Consider the following 14,739-nt stretch of genomic DNA (forward strand, 5'->3'; position numbering starts at 1 on the left):
CGGTCGATAAGTCGCGCGAGCACGATAAGCGCTATTCTCGCGCGACAAAAAAGAGCGCGTCCCCCTTTTCAGGGGGCTGGCCACTTTAATTCGCGAACAATCCGAACACCGCGACGCCGCTCTGCGTCCCGACATACACTTTGCCGTTTGCGATCATCGGCGTGATGAACTTGTTGCCCGGACCGAACTGGTCGCGTCCACCGGCATCGTTGCTGCTGTAGAGCTGATGGCTAAGATCGGTCGCGTCATACGCGCGCAGTGCGCCTACAGTGCCGTTCTCCGCCGCCCACAGAATCGCGTTCGCCGTGCCGTTCGCGGAAATGCTCGGCGTTGCGCCCGGAAAATCGAACGCATTCGGTGTCTGACTCGTCGGCGTTGCCGACAGCGCGGCGTTCGTGATCTTGAACGCCTTGATGCTGTCGGTGACCGAGCCGAAATACACCGTGTTGTTGAAATACGCGGGCGCGCCGAACACCGACCCTGCGAGCTGGCCAACGACTTCCTGATAGATGTGATCGGCGTTCGAATCGAACTTGCCCATCGAAAAGCGGTTCACGACATAGATCCGCGCATTCTTGCCTGCGCCGACCGCCAGATGCCAGACCTTGCCGTTGGCATCGGTGAGATTGGGCAACACCATCGCGCCGCCCGAACCAAGATCCTCGTCCTGTATCGATAGCGCCAACGTATTCGACGGCTGGAAGTAGTCCTGCGCCCTGAGCGGCGAAAGATTGAGCCTCAGGAAGCCATTGCCGTAATTGCCGTGGATGGGCATTTCGTGCTCGTTTTGCGTCGGGTCGAAGGTGCCGTTTCCGTCGAGAAGATAGATCGCCTCGCCGTCCGACGCGGGTCCCGCGCCGCTCATCCAGATCGCGCCCATCTTGCCGTTCGGCGTCACGTTGAGCACGCTCGCCTGCTGTAGTGTGTTCGCGTCGTAGCCCATCACCCAGCCGGTGTACGGCATGAAATCGCAGTGTGAAGTCCACGCCGTGTAGACCGCGCCGCGCAGCAGAAGCAGCGAGGCGCGCTCCGCATACTGGCCGGGATCGAAGGTGAGCGTGCCGTTCTGGCTGCCCGCGCCGGTGCCCGGATACGTGGCGCGGATTTCCGTGGGGCCGTTGAAGAGTTCGGCGCCCGTCGTGATGTCGAGCGCGTGGATGCGCTGGTGATAGGCGCCCGAGCCGTCCTTCGACATCCCGACGACATACATCGCGCCATTCGGCCCACGCGACCGGTCAATCACCGGCGTCGCCGTGATGCCGATCTTCGGTGAGATCTGATGGCAGCCGTGGTCGTCGCTCGGCGTTTCGCCGGTGCCGAGCGTCGAGACTTGCCAGAGCACGGCGCCGCTGTCGGCGTCGAATGCATAGACGCTTGCGTTCTCGGTCGCGACGTACAGCACGTTGTGCGTGCCGCCCGCGATCGATACACCCGCGAGAAAGAGCGGCTGCGCGTCGACGGCGCCATCGACGGGAAACACGGCCAGCTTGCCGAAGGTGCTCTTGTTGACGTTCGCGGGCGTGAGGATGGTTTCCGCGAGTTGCTGTCCGGTCCGTGCGATGTCGTTGTGCCAGGTGACGACGTCCATCGGTGTTGCGGCGCGCGTGGTGCCCGAAGCCGCGCTGGCGGCTGCGGCAGTCGACGACGTGGCGTTGCCGCCGGAATCGCCGCCACCACTGCACGCGGCGATCACCGCCGCCACACATACAGCGCCGGCTGCGGCGCTCCAACCCAGAAAATGCGGCTTCATTTGCACCCTCCTTTCCCAACGGGGCCGGAATGCCTTGGCGATTCGCGATTGGGTACTGTCGATCTGCCGGGAAAAACGGTTGCAATGATCGCGAGACCGGCCATCCACGGCACGAATGCCATACTGCACAACGCCTCAACGGTAGGCAAGAACGGCGGTCCACACAAGAACTTCTCTGCGATTGGGGCACAAAAAAATGCATTGGACAATCGCTAACACGATCACGCGCTGCACGGCATACATCTTTGACAACGCATACCGACAAGGTGTTCTATGCGTCGTACATGATAAAGCTCACGCGTAGCTATGCCGCGGTCTTGAGCGGCTAATTCGTAAAGGAGTCCCGGTAGTCTGTTTGAAGTGTTGAAGGGCGAAATCGCGCATTGGGATGCATTTCGCGAGAAATCGTCGTTGCAAACGAGGGCGCATTTATGCGCGTTTAGCATGCGCTTCGATTGATGCATCGCCCCGCGTGGCCGACAATCGGTCACGTTGTAACGCAATGCTGCTTGTAGGTCGCCATGCGGCGGCGCCTTTGCCTGAATCGGACGCGGGTCGGAATGTCAAACGACGTCGAAGCACGAGAACGTCATCGTTGCGCAGAACGATATTCCGACAATCGGCACGTCTGTTCAGATGTCTTCATCCACTAAGATGGATCATGAGAGCCGAGCCTCGACGCGCTTCGCGTCGCAAACTGGATCGAGGAAAGTGCGCATATGAGCAGACGTTTTTCCTTCAGGGATCGGCTCGTGCAATGCCCACGCTGTCGCAGGTCGGTCGCTGCGAACTTTCGCATTTGTCCGCATTGCGATTTTCATCGCGTGCCGCAAGAGAACGTCGCACCGCGCTCGCGCATGCTCGAGCATGTGCCCGACCAACCCCGTGCGCGCGCATCGCGAAGACCGGAGCAGCGCACGCGCTTGCGAGTGGTGCTGGCGGTCGTGCTGGCCGTGCTTGCGATCGGCGGCTATGTTTCCGTGGGGACGCCGGGGCTCGATGCGCCCCCCAAAGCGCACGATTCGACGCACGTGCCCAGCGCTGTCGACGCACACCCGAGCGCGCCGCAATCAAAGACAGGGCAGGCGCAAGCAGTGCCTCGCCGGCGCCGCGGCGCGCTGAACGCGAACGGTCGATCTGTGGCGCACGCTGACATGCGAACAGCCGCAAGCGTTCTCCGATGAAACACGCTCACGCCTCCGCGTTTCCCTGCGAATTGCGCAAGTGAATGCCGAGCGCACGCCGCGCGCTCAACGCGAGCAACGCGCACGACAGCGCATTGAACAGAAACAGCCCGCTCGGCCCGACGATCGTCATCAGCGCCGACGCCAGCGCCGGTCCCGTCATTCCGCCGAACGAGAACAGCACGAGCAGCAGCGCCGATATCGCGACGCGATGATGCGCCTCCGTGCGATCCTGCACGTGCGACACGATCAGCCCGTATTGCGTGAACGTGACGGCCACATAGACGAGCGTCGCGACCCAGGTGATCATGCGCACGTCGAAGAGGAACAGCACGAGGCTCAGCGCCGCCGAGATCGATGCCGTGATATAGACGAGACGCCGCCGGTCGACCTTGTCGGAGAGGCGGCCCATCGGCCATTGCGGCACGAGCGCGCCGATCAGCGCGATGCCCATGAAGGTCGCGAGCTCGCTCGTCGAGAAGCCCGCGCGTTCGAGATAGACCGGCATCATCGCGTAGAAGCTGCTGTAGATGAAGCCCGCGAGGATGCAGCCCGGCACGGCGAGCGGCGCGGACACCCTCATCTCGCGCACGCTTTCCCGCCACGTGCGCGCGGGCACGCGATGCAGCGTTTCATCCGCGACCTTCACCGGCCAGCCTTCGAGCAAGGTCACGGGCATCACGGCGGCGGCGAAGAGCGCGGCGGCGATGGAAAACTGCTGCCCGCCCGAGCCCGCGCCGACGTTCAGCAGGAACTGTCCCGTTCCCACCGCGAGATAGTTGATCGCCGCATACGAGCCGAAGACCTGTCCGCGCTTTTCGTTCTCGACGGTGCCGTTGAGCCAGCTTTCGATCGACGTATAGAGTCCCATGAACGCGAAGCCGGTCAAAAGACGCACGGCGCCGAGCGTCCACGGCGACTGCGCCGCGCCGAACGCGAGCGCGAGGATGGACGCCGCCGCCGAGAACGCGACGAAAGTCCGATGCTGCCCGATGCGGTCGATGAGCCTGCGATTGAACACGGCCCCGAGAATGAACCCGGCGTAGTAGCACGACTGAATCAGGCCGATGACGAGCGTCGAATAGCCGGATTGCAGGATGCGCAGCGGAATCAGCGTTTGAAACAACCCGTTCCCGACGATGAGTAGCGCATATCCGCAGAGAAGCCCGGCCAGCGCCCGATAGCTGCTGCCCGCGACGCTGCCGGGAACGTGGGGCGGCGCCTCGGGCGGCGCGGCGGCCGCGGGCGGCGTCTGCCGGCCGAAGAGCTTCGCTTCGGTGAGCGGCCCGGTGCGGGCCACGGCTGGCGCTTCGTGTTCCGCGCCCGTCTCGTCCGGTGTCTCGTAGGGTTCGCTGGCGGCTTGATTCGTGGGATCGATTGCCTGATCGTTCGCAACTGCGTCTTCGTTCTTTGACATGACACCCTTGAAGGTCGCTCTCGTAATTGCGGGTTTTGCGGCGCGACGCCCGAATCCGGCGTCACGCGTTTCGGCCCGCTTCCGCTTCTTTAAGCGCGTTGAACGAAGATGGTAACCGGCGGCGGCCGTGTCCGATGTTCGAATTTGTTTCTTCGTGCTTCCAATCATCCGGACGACCAGCAAATGCCTCGCGCCGATCCCTGTCACAATCGCCAATTCGGACGTTTCTCGACGATGCGGTCGGGATTGCGATTGGCCGGGCCGTGTCATCCGTATGCGGCGTGCACGAGTGCGCCGCGCGTTTTTCTCCCATCGAAAGGAGCAGGCGATGCCAACGATGCAGGCAGTGCAGGTAGCGAAAGCGAACGGTCCGCTGGAAGTCGTCGAGCGCGACGTGCCGGAGCCGCCCGAAGGACACGTGTTGATCAAGGTGCAGGCGTGCGGGATCTGCCATAGCGATTCGCTGACCGTCGAAGGCCTGTGGCCGGGCCTGCAGTTTCCGCGCGTGCCGGGTCACGAAATCGCGGGTGTGATCGAGAAGACCGGCGCGGGCGTCGAAGGATGGGAGAACGGGCAGCGCGTGGGCGTGGGCTGGCACGGCGGGCATTGCGGCCATTGCGAGCATTGCCGGCGCGGCGACTTCGTGCTTTGCAAGCGCGCGCTCGTGCCGGGCATCAGCTACGACGGCGGCTACGCGGAGTACATGGTGGCGCCGCAGGAAGCGCTCGCGCGCATGCCCGACGACCTTTCCGACGTCGATGCCGCGCCGCTTCTTTGCGCGGGCATCACCACCTTCAACGCGCTGCGCAACAGCGGCGCGCGCGCGGGCGACGTGGCCGCGATCCTCGGCATCGGCGGGCTCGGCCATCTGGGCGTGCAGTTCGCGCGGAAGATGGGTTTCGTGACGGTGGCCATTGCGCGCGGTCAGGACAAAGCGCCGCTCGCGAAGCAACTCGGCGCGCATCACTACATCGACAGCGAATCGCAGAATGTCGCCGAAACGCTGCAGGCGCTCGGTGGCGCGCGCGTCATTCTGGCGACGGCCACGAGCGGCAAGGCGATGAACGCGACGCTCGGCGGTCTCGGGCTGAACGGCAAGCTCATCATGGTCGGGATATCCGAGGAACCGGTCGAGGTGCCGATCACGCAGTTCATCATGGGCCGCAACTCGGTGCAGGGCTGGCCGTCCGGCACGGCGGCGGATTCGCAGGACACGCTCGCGTTCAGCGCGCTGTCGGGCGTGAAGCCGATGATCGAGGCGTTCCCGCTTTCGCGCGCGGCAGAAGCCTATGAGCGGATGATGAGCGGCAAGGCGCGGTTCAGGGTGGTGCTGACGCCGGGGAAGTGAGCTCCTTCGCTCGCCGCTAGTCGCCGTCCCTCGTCAGCAGGCACCAGATCGCAAGAAATGGCACGGCGCCCGATCGCATCGCATGTGGATTGCCGCGCACGTTGTGAATGCCGCCGCCGATTCCCGGATCGATCCAGTCGCCGCCGTTCTGCCGGAACTCGCCGGGCGTGAACAGCACGTAGGCTTCCTCGGGCGGATGGCTGTGGTCGGGATATCGCGTGTGCGGCAGCATCAGCGAGAAGCCCAGTTGCACGTCGTAGCGGCTCTCGGCGCCACCGGGCCCGCAGATCATGCCGTGCACGTGAGCGTCGATATAGTTGTCGCTGCCGTTCACGCCCGACGAGCGGCGCGACCATCCGAGATCGGGCTCGAGCGCCTTGATCGCGCGCGCGGCGGCGCCGAAGAGGGTGTCGTCGCCGATGAACGGGGCGAGCGCCGCGTCGAGCGAATCGCAGGCGGGATAGCGCGTGGTATGCCGCGCGCCGTCGTCGGAAGGTGTGCGCAGCCGCTCGAAAACCCGGGAGGCGACGCGGCGCCCGCCGTCCGGCAGCTGCTCCGAGCTGAACAGCTTCTCCGCGATGGCGATGTACGCCGATACGTTCTCCGGACGACCGTTCATGACGTGTTCCGTGGCTGACATGGGCGCGAACAGTCTCGTCAAAGTTCCAGCACGAGGTCCGATGTCGGGCGGCTGCAGCACAGCAGACGGAATCCCTTCTGGACTTCCCTGTCGCGAATGCCGCCATTGTGTTTCATGTCTACCGATCCTTCCAGCACCTTCGTCTTGCACGTGCCGCATACGCCCTGGCTGCACGATGAAGCCACAGCGACACCCGCTTTCTTCGCCGCCGCGAGCACGGTGTCCGACGCATTCATGGTGAAGGACTTCGACGAGCGCGACAGCTTGACGGTGAACGTGGCCTGGGCGGCATCGGCTTCCTTGGATGCGGCTTCGGGCGCGGGTTCCGGCGCGACCTCGGCCTTGATGTCGAAGCTTTCCTGATGGTAGCGCGCAGGATCGTGGCCGCCTTCGAGAAGCAGGCCGCGCACCGCGCTCATGTAGCCGGCCGGGCCGCAGGTGAAGACTTCGCGTTCGAGATAATCCGGCGCCCACTTCGACAACAACTGGAGACTCAGGCGGCCAACCGGGCCATCCCAATTGGCTTCATCGCCGATGCCTTCGCAGACGAAGAACACGCGCAGGCGCGGCGACAGCTTCGCGAGCCTCGTCAGTTCCTCGCGGAACACGATATCGGCGGGCGTGCGGGCGCTATGGATGAAGATGATGTCGCGGTCCAGACCCAGATCGATGCTCGCACGCGTCATCGACATCAACGGCGTGACGCCGGAGCCAGCGGAGAGATACAGCGACTTCGTCGCGGGCGCGGCGGTCGGCGTGAAGGTGCCGGACGGCCCGTAAGCGCGCAACTGGCTGCCGGGCTTCATGTTGTCGTGAAGCCAGTTCGACATGGTGCCGCCAGGCACGCGCTTCACGGTGATGGAGACGAGAAAGGGACGCGTCGGCGGCGACGAAATCGTGTAGCAACGCTCGACCGATTGCCCCTCTACATTCGCCGACACCGTCATGAACTGGCCCGGCTCGAAACGCACGGGCAGCCCGTCCGACGTGCGGAATTCGAAGCTCTTGATGTCGTGCGTTTCATCGACGACGCGGCAGCACGTCAGCGTCTGCTGCTCGCTGCTCGGCCAAAGCCGGGCGCCATGCTCCCAGGTGCCGGCATCGGCGAGTCTGTCATCGAGATCGAGCGCGGGGGCGAAGATTCTGTCAACCGAGTTCATGGCGTTTGCGAGTGCCTGTGAGTGCGTTTGCGATGGCTGCAGTATTGGAGCGCGAGAAAACAGCGTCAATGCGCTTAATTTTCCGGCTTGCATTACTTGAAGTTATGCGTGATGCGCGGCGCTTTTTCCGCGCCGGTGTGCAGCCTTCGCCATGCGCTCTCAAGGCTCGCTGTCAGCCGTCGACAGGCGCCGTCGGTGTTTCGAGGTTGAGCTGGTAGAACGCCGCGTCCAGCCAGCGGCCGAACTTGAACCCGGCTTCCGTGATGGTGCCCGAGTGCCGGAAGCCCAGCCGCGTGTGCAGGCCGATGCTGCCCGCATTGGCCGCATCGACGCAGCCGACGAGCACATGCACCTGCGCATCGCGCGCGCGCCGGATCAGCTCGCGCAGCAGGCGCTCGCCGAGACCGCGGCCGCGGCAATCGCGATGCACGTAGACGCTGTGCTCCACCGTGTACTTGTAGGCAGGAAAGGCGCGGAACGTGCCCCAGCTCGCGAAGCCCAGCAGCTTGCCGGTGGCATCGACCGCGCCGACGACCGGAAAGCCGCCCGCGCGCTTCGCCGCGAACCATGTCGACATGGCCGACGCGGGGCGGGGCACGTAGTCGTAGAGCGCGGTCGAGTTGACGATGGCTTCGTTGAGGATGTCGAGGATCGCGAGCGCGTGGTCGGCTTCGTTGCAGTCGATCAGGCGCACGTCGTCGTGCGGTGCGGAGGTTTTCATGGGTGTATCGGTTGAGGCCAGGGATGAATCAGGTCGCGGGCGCGTCGCAGATGGCGAGGACGTAGCGCGCCGCTTTCGATGTCGGATTGCTGAAGATGAGCGGCCGGTCCAGCCGCATCGCGAGACAATCGCCTTGCTGGAGCGAATGAAGGGCGTCGCCGATCACGATGTCGATGCGTCCGCTCATGACCCAGACCTGCTGATGCATTGTCGATTCGCGCCCGCTCGTTTCATAGGCGACGCGCGCGCCGGCCGGAAAGTCCACTTCGACCAGATGAAGCGGGGACGGCCAGCCCGGCGGAGAAAGGTTTCTGCGCGTGTATCCGGACTCCGGATCGCGCCATTTCAATTGCTCACCGCGCCGCACGAGCGGCTCAGCCGGCGCGCCTTCCAGTTCGCCGCCGAACAGGCTCGCGAGCGATATGCCGAGGCCCGCCGCGAGTTTGTCCAGGACGACGGCCGTCGGGCTGGCCGCGCCGCGTTCGATCATAGAGATCATCGAGCGGCTCACGCCGCAGCGCGTCGCGAGCGCGTCGAGCGTGTAGCCGCGCGCCGCCCGCAGCGCGCGCACGCGCTCGGCGATGCGTTCGTTGATGCCGCTCTCGGCGGTTTCATCGGATGAATTGGCGTTATCTAACATAATGGAGACACTATCCAGTAAATTAGACGACGCTGTCAAGCGCTTCAAAAATGAAAACAGCCGCGTCGGGGAACGCGGCTGCGATCGGGCGATGCGAACTGCGCCTAGTTGGCCACGGCGCGCGATTCCATGGAGAGTCCGCGGTTCATCACGTAGTAGAGAATGCCGGGCACGAGCAGGCTCGGAATCCAGCTCACGTCCGCGCCGATCATCTTCGCGAAGTAGCTGTGATAGAACGAGAGATCCATGAAGGGCAGCGTGCTCGCGAAGCCGAGGCAGTAGATCGTCAGTGTCGACATATTGAACTTGCCGTAGCGGCCGCGCGCGTCGTACATCTCCGTCACCGAGTAGTCGCCCTTGCGAACGAGGTAATAGTCGACGAGGTTGATCGAGCTCCACGGCACGAGCACATAGATCTGCGCGTTGAGAATGTCCGCGAAATAGTCGTTGAAGTGATACTGCGTGCCGATGGCGATCACCGTCGCGATAGCGGCCGTCACCGCGAGCACGGAAAACTTCATGAGCTTGCCAACGCGCGTCATCTTGTGAAAGCCGCTGAAGATGGTCACGCTCGACATATACGCGCTGTACAGGCTCAGCACGTTGAACAGCAGCACGCCCAGCACGATGATGATAAGCGCCGGACGCGACCAGCCGCCGAACATCGAAGCGATGCCCGTGCCCGGATCAGTGGCGATGGAAGGCGCGGCCGTGGCGAGCAATGCGCCCAGCATCATCACGAGCAGCGAGCCGAGGAGGCCGCCGAGATACGTGTACCAGAACGTGTGCTTTGTCTTCACGTTGGCGGGCAGGTAGCGCGAATAGTCCGCCACGTAGGGGCCGAAGCCGAGCGTCCACGACGCGGCCTGTGCAACGACCAGATTGAACGCGCCGCCAGAGAAGCCGTGCTTCGCGTGTTGAACGTTGGCCAGCATCTCGGGCTTCGAGAACACGAGCGCCGCCGATGCGAAGAAAATGACGCACGAGAGCAGCGTCATGAATGCGCCCATCTTGTGGATCAGTTCATAGCCGATATAGCTGATGACGAACGTGAGCACGCCGAAGAGGATGATGGCTGCGTTGTCGCTCATCGGATAGATGGCCTTGACCGAATCGCGCATCACGACGCCGCCCGCCGCGACGAAGAGGATGTACGCGAGGACCACGATCGCGAGCGGAAGCGCCGCGCCGAACACGCCGAACTGCGCGCGGCTCTGGATCATCTGCGGGATGCCGAGATGCGGCCCCTGCGCGGAATGCGCGGCCATGAAGATGGTGCCGATCACGTTGCCGAGAATCAGGCCGACGATGGTCCAGAAGAGGCTCAGGCCCGCGACGATCCCGAGCGTGCCGATGACGAGCGCCGTTACCTGCATGTTCGCGCTGAACCAGATCGTGAACAGCCGCTTCGGCGTGCCATACCGCTCGTTGAGCGGAATGAATTCGATACTTCGCTTTTCCACATCCATGGTCAGTCTCCAAAAGAGTCAGCTGCCGGCATCGCGCCTTGATACGTTGCGAGTCGATGTCACTTTAGGAGGCCGTTTTTTTGAGCACTATCGCATTTCGGCAAGTACGGGTCATCCCTGGCTGAGTCCGCTGCGCCAATGAAAAACGTCGGGCCCGCTGCACGGAGACAGCGGGCCCGACGTCAGGGCGTTACTACGGATTGCGTCAGCCGTACACGGGGAAACGCTTCGTCAGTTCCGTGACCTGCTGGCGAACGCGTTCGAGGTTGGCCGCGTCTTCCGGGCTTTCCAGCACGTCCGCGATCAGGTTGCCGACGATCTCGGCTTCCTTCACGCCGAAGCCGCGCGTCGTCATCGCGGGCGAGCCGAGGCGGATGCCGCTCGTGACGAAGGGCTTTTCCGGATCGTTCGGAATAGCGTTCTTGTTGACCGTGATGTGCGCGGCGCCGAGCGCGGCTTCGGCGGCCTTGCCGGTGATCTTCTTCGCGCGCAGATCGACGAGCATCACATGGCTTTCGGTGCGGCCCGACACGATGCGCAAGCCGCGCTTGACCAGCGTTTCCGCGAGCACGCGGGCGTTATCGACGACCTGCTGTTGATACGCCTTGAATTCCGGCGACAGCGCTTCCTTGAACGCAACGGCCTTCGCGGCGATCACGTGCATCAGCGGGCCGCCCTGAATGCCGGGGAAGATCGCGGAGTTGATCTGCTTCGCGAACTCTTCCTTCATCAGGATCACGCCGCCGCGCGGGCCGCGCAGGCTCTTGTGCGTCGTCGTGGTGACGAAGTCCGCATGCGGAACCGGGTTCGGATACACGCCCGCGGCGATCAGGCCGGCGTAGTGCGCCATGTCGACCATCAGATACGCGCCGACCGACTTCGCGATCTTCGCGAGGCGTTCGAAATCGATCTTCAATGCAAACGCCGACGCGCCCGCGACGATCAGCTTCGGCTTGTGCTCGTTCGCGAGCTGCTCGGCGGCTTCGTAATCGATGTCCTCGGCTTCGTTGAGGCCATAGCTCACGACCTTGAACCACTTGCCGGACATGTTCACGGGCGAGCCGTGCGTGAGGTGGCCGCCGTGCGCGAGACTCAGGCCCATGATGGTGTCGCCGGGCTGCAGCATCGCGAAGAACACGCCCTGGTTCGCCTGCGAGCCGGAGTTCGGCTGCACGTTCGCGGCTTCGGCGCCGAAAATCTGCTTCACGCGGTCGATCGCGAGTTGCTCGACCACGTCGACATATTCGCAACCGCCGTAGTAACGCTTGCCCGGATAGCCTTCCGCGTACTTGTTGGTGAGCTGCGAGCCTTGCGCGGCCATGACCGCCGGGCTCGTGTAGTTTTCCGACGCGATCAGCTCGATGTGATCTTCCTGACGTTTGTTTTCATCGGTGATGGCCGCCCAGAGTTCCGGATCGACGTTTTCAACGGTGCTGGCTGCGCGATTGAACATAATGGTTACCCATGTGAGAGAGATTCAGATTGCTACGGAACGCCTGTCTTTCCCGTATTCCATCGAAAGCGGGCGCGGCGGGATAGAAGAATTGCGACATTGCGCTGGAATGCAGCGCGCGCCGGATGAAAAAAATCGAAGGTTCGCATCGCTGCGAAGCCTTCGATTCAAATGCCGCCCTCGGAATGTTTTTTGTATGCGTGGTATTTCGTGCCGGATGGTTCAGACTGCCGAAAAGCAGTTGTCGACGAAGAGATGCGTGCCGTTCACAAAGCTCGATTCGTCGGACGCCAGGAAGAGCGCGGCCGCCGCGACTTCCGCAGGCTCGCACAGGCGCCCCTGCTGCGCCGTGATGGCTTCCTCGGTGGCATCCACGCCCATCGCCTGAAGGTCCTTCAGCTCGCGCATGCCGTGCGGCGTGCGGATGAAGCCCGGCGCGAGCGCGTTGCAGCGGATGCCCCTGTCGCGATACTCGACCGCGATCGCGCGGGCGAACATGTGGCAGGCGCCCTTGGTCGCGTCGTAGAGCACTTCGCCGGGCGTCGCGCACACAGCCGATATCGACGACGTGCAGACGATGCTGCCGCCGCCTTCTTCGAGCATCTGCGGCAGGACCGCCTTCGTCATCAGGAACATGCTCTTGACGTTCACGCCCATGAGCCAGTCCCACTCGGCTTCCTCGATCTCGAGAAACGGCTTTACGATGAGCGTGCCCGCGTGATTGAAGAGGATGTTCGCGTTGCCGTACTGCTCGCGCACGGCGCCGACCGCGCGCTGCACATCGGCCTGGCTCGCGACGTCGGCGCCGAGGCCGATGGCCTGCAGGCCTCGGTCGCGCAGGATCGAGGCGAGCGTTTCGGCCGCATCGCCGTTACGGTCGATGATAGCCACCTTCGCGCCCTGTGCGGCGAACAGCTCCGAAGCGGCGGCGCCGCAGCCACCGGCGCCGCCGCTCACGATAGCGACTTTGCCCGCGAGCCGGCCGTCAATCTTTACACCCATGTTCGTGTTCTCCGGTTCCAGCGTTGTCAGTCGGGACAGGCGGCATGGCAATGCCTTCCTGCCGGAAGCAAAGTTATTGCGCCGGAAAGTTTTGCACTATCGGATTTCGGCAAGTCAGGGTTTGCACGGGCACGCGACCTGAATGCTTTTTGGCACGTTACGCTTCCGGACGGTTTCGTCATTCCAGACTGCATACGGCAATTCACGATGAGCACGGCCTTACCCCTCACGATCGCTTCCGATGCGCGGCTGCTTGCGCGCGCGGTCGCTTTCTCCTCGTTCACGGACGTCGACGAACAGGCGCGTGCATTCGATGGATGGAGCCTCAACTACACGCAGATCTCGGGCGGCCTCTTTCGCGGCTCATCGTCCATCGTGTCGCTCGGCGGCATCCGGCTGCTCGTCGAGCATCTCGACAAGATCATTCTTCAGCAAGGCTCGGTGCCTTCGGACAGGCTCGCCGTGGCGGTTCCGCTGGAGCTGGAAGGCCACGCGCGAATGTGCGGAGAGAAGAGCAGCCGCGACAGCCTGCACGTTTTTTCGAGCGGCCCGGAGTTCGAATTCTTTTCGCCGGACCGCCATGTGCTCGTGAACGTGGAGATCGAGCCGGACAAGCTCGCTTCGGAGCCGATGCGCGTGCTCGCCGCGTCCCTGCTCGGCCGTCCGATATCGCCGCTGATTCCGATGGCCGCCGATCTCGCCGACAATCTGCGCCAGCTCCTGAAGCAGACGCTCGCCGCCGCGGCGCAGGCGGCGCCCGGCGAGCAGGCCGATGCCGATGACCGGATCGAACTGCTCGAGCGGACCATCCTCTATGCGATATCGGAGGTCCTGTCCGCTTCATCGCGTGAAGCGGGGAGCGCGCAGGCGCGGCCGACGAAGTACTGGCCGCTCGTCAATGCCGTGCAGGACCGGCTTCAGGACCCGTCGGCGTGTCCCTTGTCGATCGCGGAGTTGTGCGTGCAGCTCGGCATCAGCAGGCGAACGCTTCAATACGCGTTCCAGGATGCGCTGAACCTGAATCCGATCGCGTATCTGCGCGCGGTGCGCCTCAATCATGTGCGCCGGGAGTTGCGGCTCGGCGACTCCGTCACGCTGGCGGCAACGAAGTGGGGCTTCTGGCATCTCAGCAGCTTCGCGCACGACTATCGCGTGATGTTCGGCGAGCTGCCTTCCGTGGCGGCTAAGCGTTTCGCGCGTCAGCATGACTGACCTGCGCGAGGACGAACGCATGGCGCAGTTCGAAGCCAAGCCGCTCATACAGGCCGATCGCGCTCTCGTTGTGGCTGAATACGTGCAGGAACGGCGTTTCGCCGCGTAGCGCGATCTCCCTGCGCAAAATGTTCATGAGCCGCGCGGCGAGGCCGCGTCCGCGCCAGCGCTCGTCGACGCACACCGCGCTGATTTCCACATATCCGTCGATAGCCATGCGCTCGCCCGCCATCGCGACGAGCTGTCCCTGCTCGCGAATCCCGATGTAGCGGCCCATCTCATACGTGCGCCTCGCGAACGGCCCCGGCTTCGTGCTCTGCACGAGCGCGAGCATGTCGTCGACATCGGCGCTGCCGAGGGCGAGCACGTCGCGGTCGTCCGTGCGTTCGTCGATTCGCCGCGTCTCGATCATCTGATGGATCGTGCCGACGCGCTTCACCTGCAATGCATCGATGCCCGCGCCGCCATCCGACGATTGAATGACGACCTGCTCCTGAGGCCGCAGCAGCGCATGGAGCGCGCGCCAGGCGTCCGGGGTTTCGGACGCCATCGCCGCGAACGGCGCCACGTCGGGATGAAAGCGCCGCGCAAGCGCGCCGCCGTGGCCCAGATGCGCCTGGCGCGTGGCCAGCGCGGTCCAGATCGGGCGGTCGAGGTCTGTCGTCGTCATCGAACTCATGGGGGCTCCTGTCATCGGGGAAATCGGCGGCGCGGCGCGCGTGGGCGCGGACGGATGAGCCTCA

12 protein-coding genes are annotated in these 14,739 nt (G+C 63.9%); 2 read left to right on the forward strand and 10 right to left on the reverse strand.

The genetic code is table 11. From position 1 onward, the window contains the following. Nucleotides 1–85: 85 nt before the first annotated feature. Nucleotides 86–1,750, reverse strand: a complete 1,665-nt coding sequence (locus AC1Z32_RS35700; RefSeq protein ID WP_483483577.1) for a PQQ-binding-like beta-propeller repeat protein — start codon at nt 1,748–1,750, stop codon at nt 86–88. 1,191 nt (nt 1,751–2,941) lie between these two features. Further along, nucleotides 2,942–4,351, reverse strand: coding sequence for an MFS transporter (locus tag AC1Z32_RS35705; RefSeq protein WP_483483578.1), 1,410 nt, complete (start codon nt 4,349–4,351; stop codon nt 2,942–2,944). 328 nt (nt 4,352–4,679) lie between these two features. Between AC1Z32_RS35705 and AC1Z32_RS35710 the strand changes: the two genes are divergently transcribed. Next, nucleotides 4,680–5,699 (forward strand): alcohol dehydrogenase, encoded by a 1,020-nt coding sequence (locus AC1Z32_RS35710; RefSeq protein ID WP_483483579.1) that lies wholly within the window; start codon nt 4,680–4,682, stop codon nt 5,697–5,699. Nucleotides 5,700–5,715: 16 nt separating this feature from the next. On the opposite strand, the gene AC1Z32_RS35715 is transcribed toward AC1Z32_RS35710, so the two are convergent. The 7 genes from AC1Z32_RS35715 to AC1Z32_RS35745 form a co-directional block, all read right to left on the reverse strand. Beyond that, nucleotides 5,716–6,318, reverse strand: coding sequence for a dimethylsulfoniopropionate lyase (locus AC1Z32_RS35715; protein WP_483483580.1), 603 nt, complete (start codon nt 6,316–6,318; stop codon nt 5,716–5,718). A 38-nt stretch (nt 6,319–6,356) separates the two neighbouring features. Next, entirely contained in the window at nt 6,357–7,499 is a 1,143-nt protein-coding gene (locus AC1Z32_RS35720) for an FAD-binding oxidoreductase (protein WP_483483581.1), read from the reverse strand. Between the two features lie 172 nt (nt 7,500–7,671). Continuing rightward, nucleotides 7,672–8,220: an N-acetyltransferase family protein gene (locus tag AC1Z32_RS35725; RefSeq protein ID WP_483483582.1), complete on the reverse strand. Its 549-nt coding sequence runs from the start codon at nt 8,218–8,220 to the stop codon at nt 7,672–7,674. A gap of 28 nt (nt 8,221–8,248) precedes the next feature. Then, nucleotides 8,249–8,860, reverse strand: a complete 612-nt coding sequence (locus AC1Z32_RS35730; protein ID WP_483483583.1) for a helix-turn-helix domain-containing protein — start codon at nt 8,858–8,860, stop codon at nt 8,249–8,251. A gap of 104 nt (nt 8,861–8,964) precedes the next feature. After that, a complete protein-coding gene (locus AC1Z32_RS35735) occupies nt 8,965–10,329 on the reverse strand; it encodes a purine-cytosine permease family protein (RefSeq protein ID WP_483483584.1) in 1,365 nt (454 codons plus the stop codon). Between the two features lie 205 nt (nt 10,330–10,534). Next, nucleotides 10,535–11,782 carry a serine hydroxymethyltransferase gene (glyA, locus tag AC1Z32_RS35740; RefSeq protein WP_483483585.1) on the reverse strand — a complete coding sequence of 416 codons (1,248 nt, stop codon included), beginning with the start codon at nt 11,780–11,782 and terminating at the stop codon, nt 10,535–10,537. 222 nt (nt 11,783–12,004) lie between these two features. Further along, nucleotides 12,005–12,784 carry an SDR family NAD(P)-dependent oxidoreductase gene (locus AC1Z32_RS35745; RefSeq protein WP_483483586.1) on the reverse strand — a complete coding sequence of 260 codons (780 nt, stop codon included), beginning with the start codon at nt 12,782–12,784 and terminating at the stop codon, nt 12,005–12,007. A gap of 207 nt (nt 12,785–12,991) precedes the next feature. On the opposite strand from AC1Z32_RS35745, the gene AC1Z32_RS35750 reads away from it, so the two are divergent. Then, nucleotides 12,992–13,996 (forward strand): helix-turn-helix domain-containing protein, encoded by a 1,005-nt coding sequence (locus AC1Z32_RS35750; protein ID WP_483483587.1) that lies wholly within the window; start codon nt 12,992–12,994, stop codon nt 13,994–13,996. Here the strand turns inward: AC1Z32_RS35750 and AC1Z32_RS35755 are convergent. Beyond that, entirely contained in the window at nt 13,968–14,675 is a 708-nt protein-coding gene (locus tag AC1Z32_RS35755) for a GNAT family N-acetyltransferase (RefSeq protein ID WP_483483588.1), read from the reverse strand. The two genes, AC1Z32_RS35750 and AC1Z32_RS35755, sit on opposite strands and share 29 nt — an antisense overlap. Between the last annotated feature and the right edge of the window lie 64 nt (nt 14,676–14,739).

Source organism: Caballeronia sp. 11_S32 (assembly GCF_056930355.1).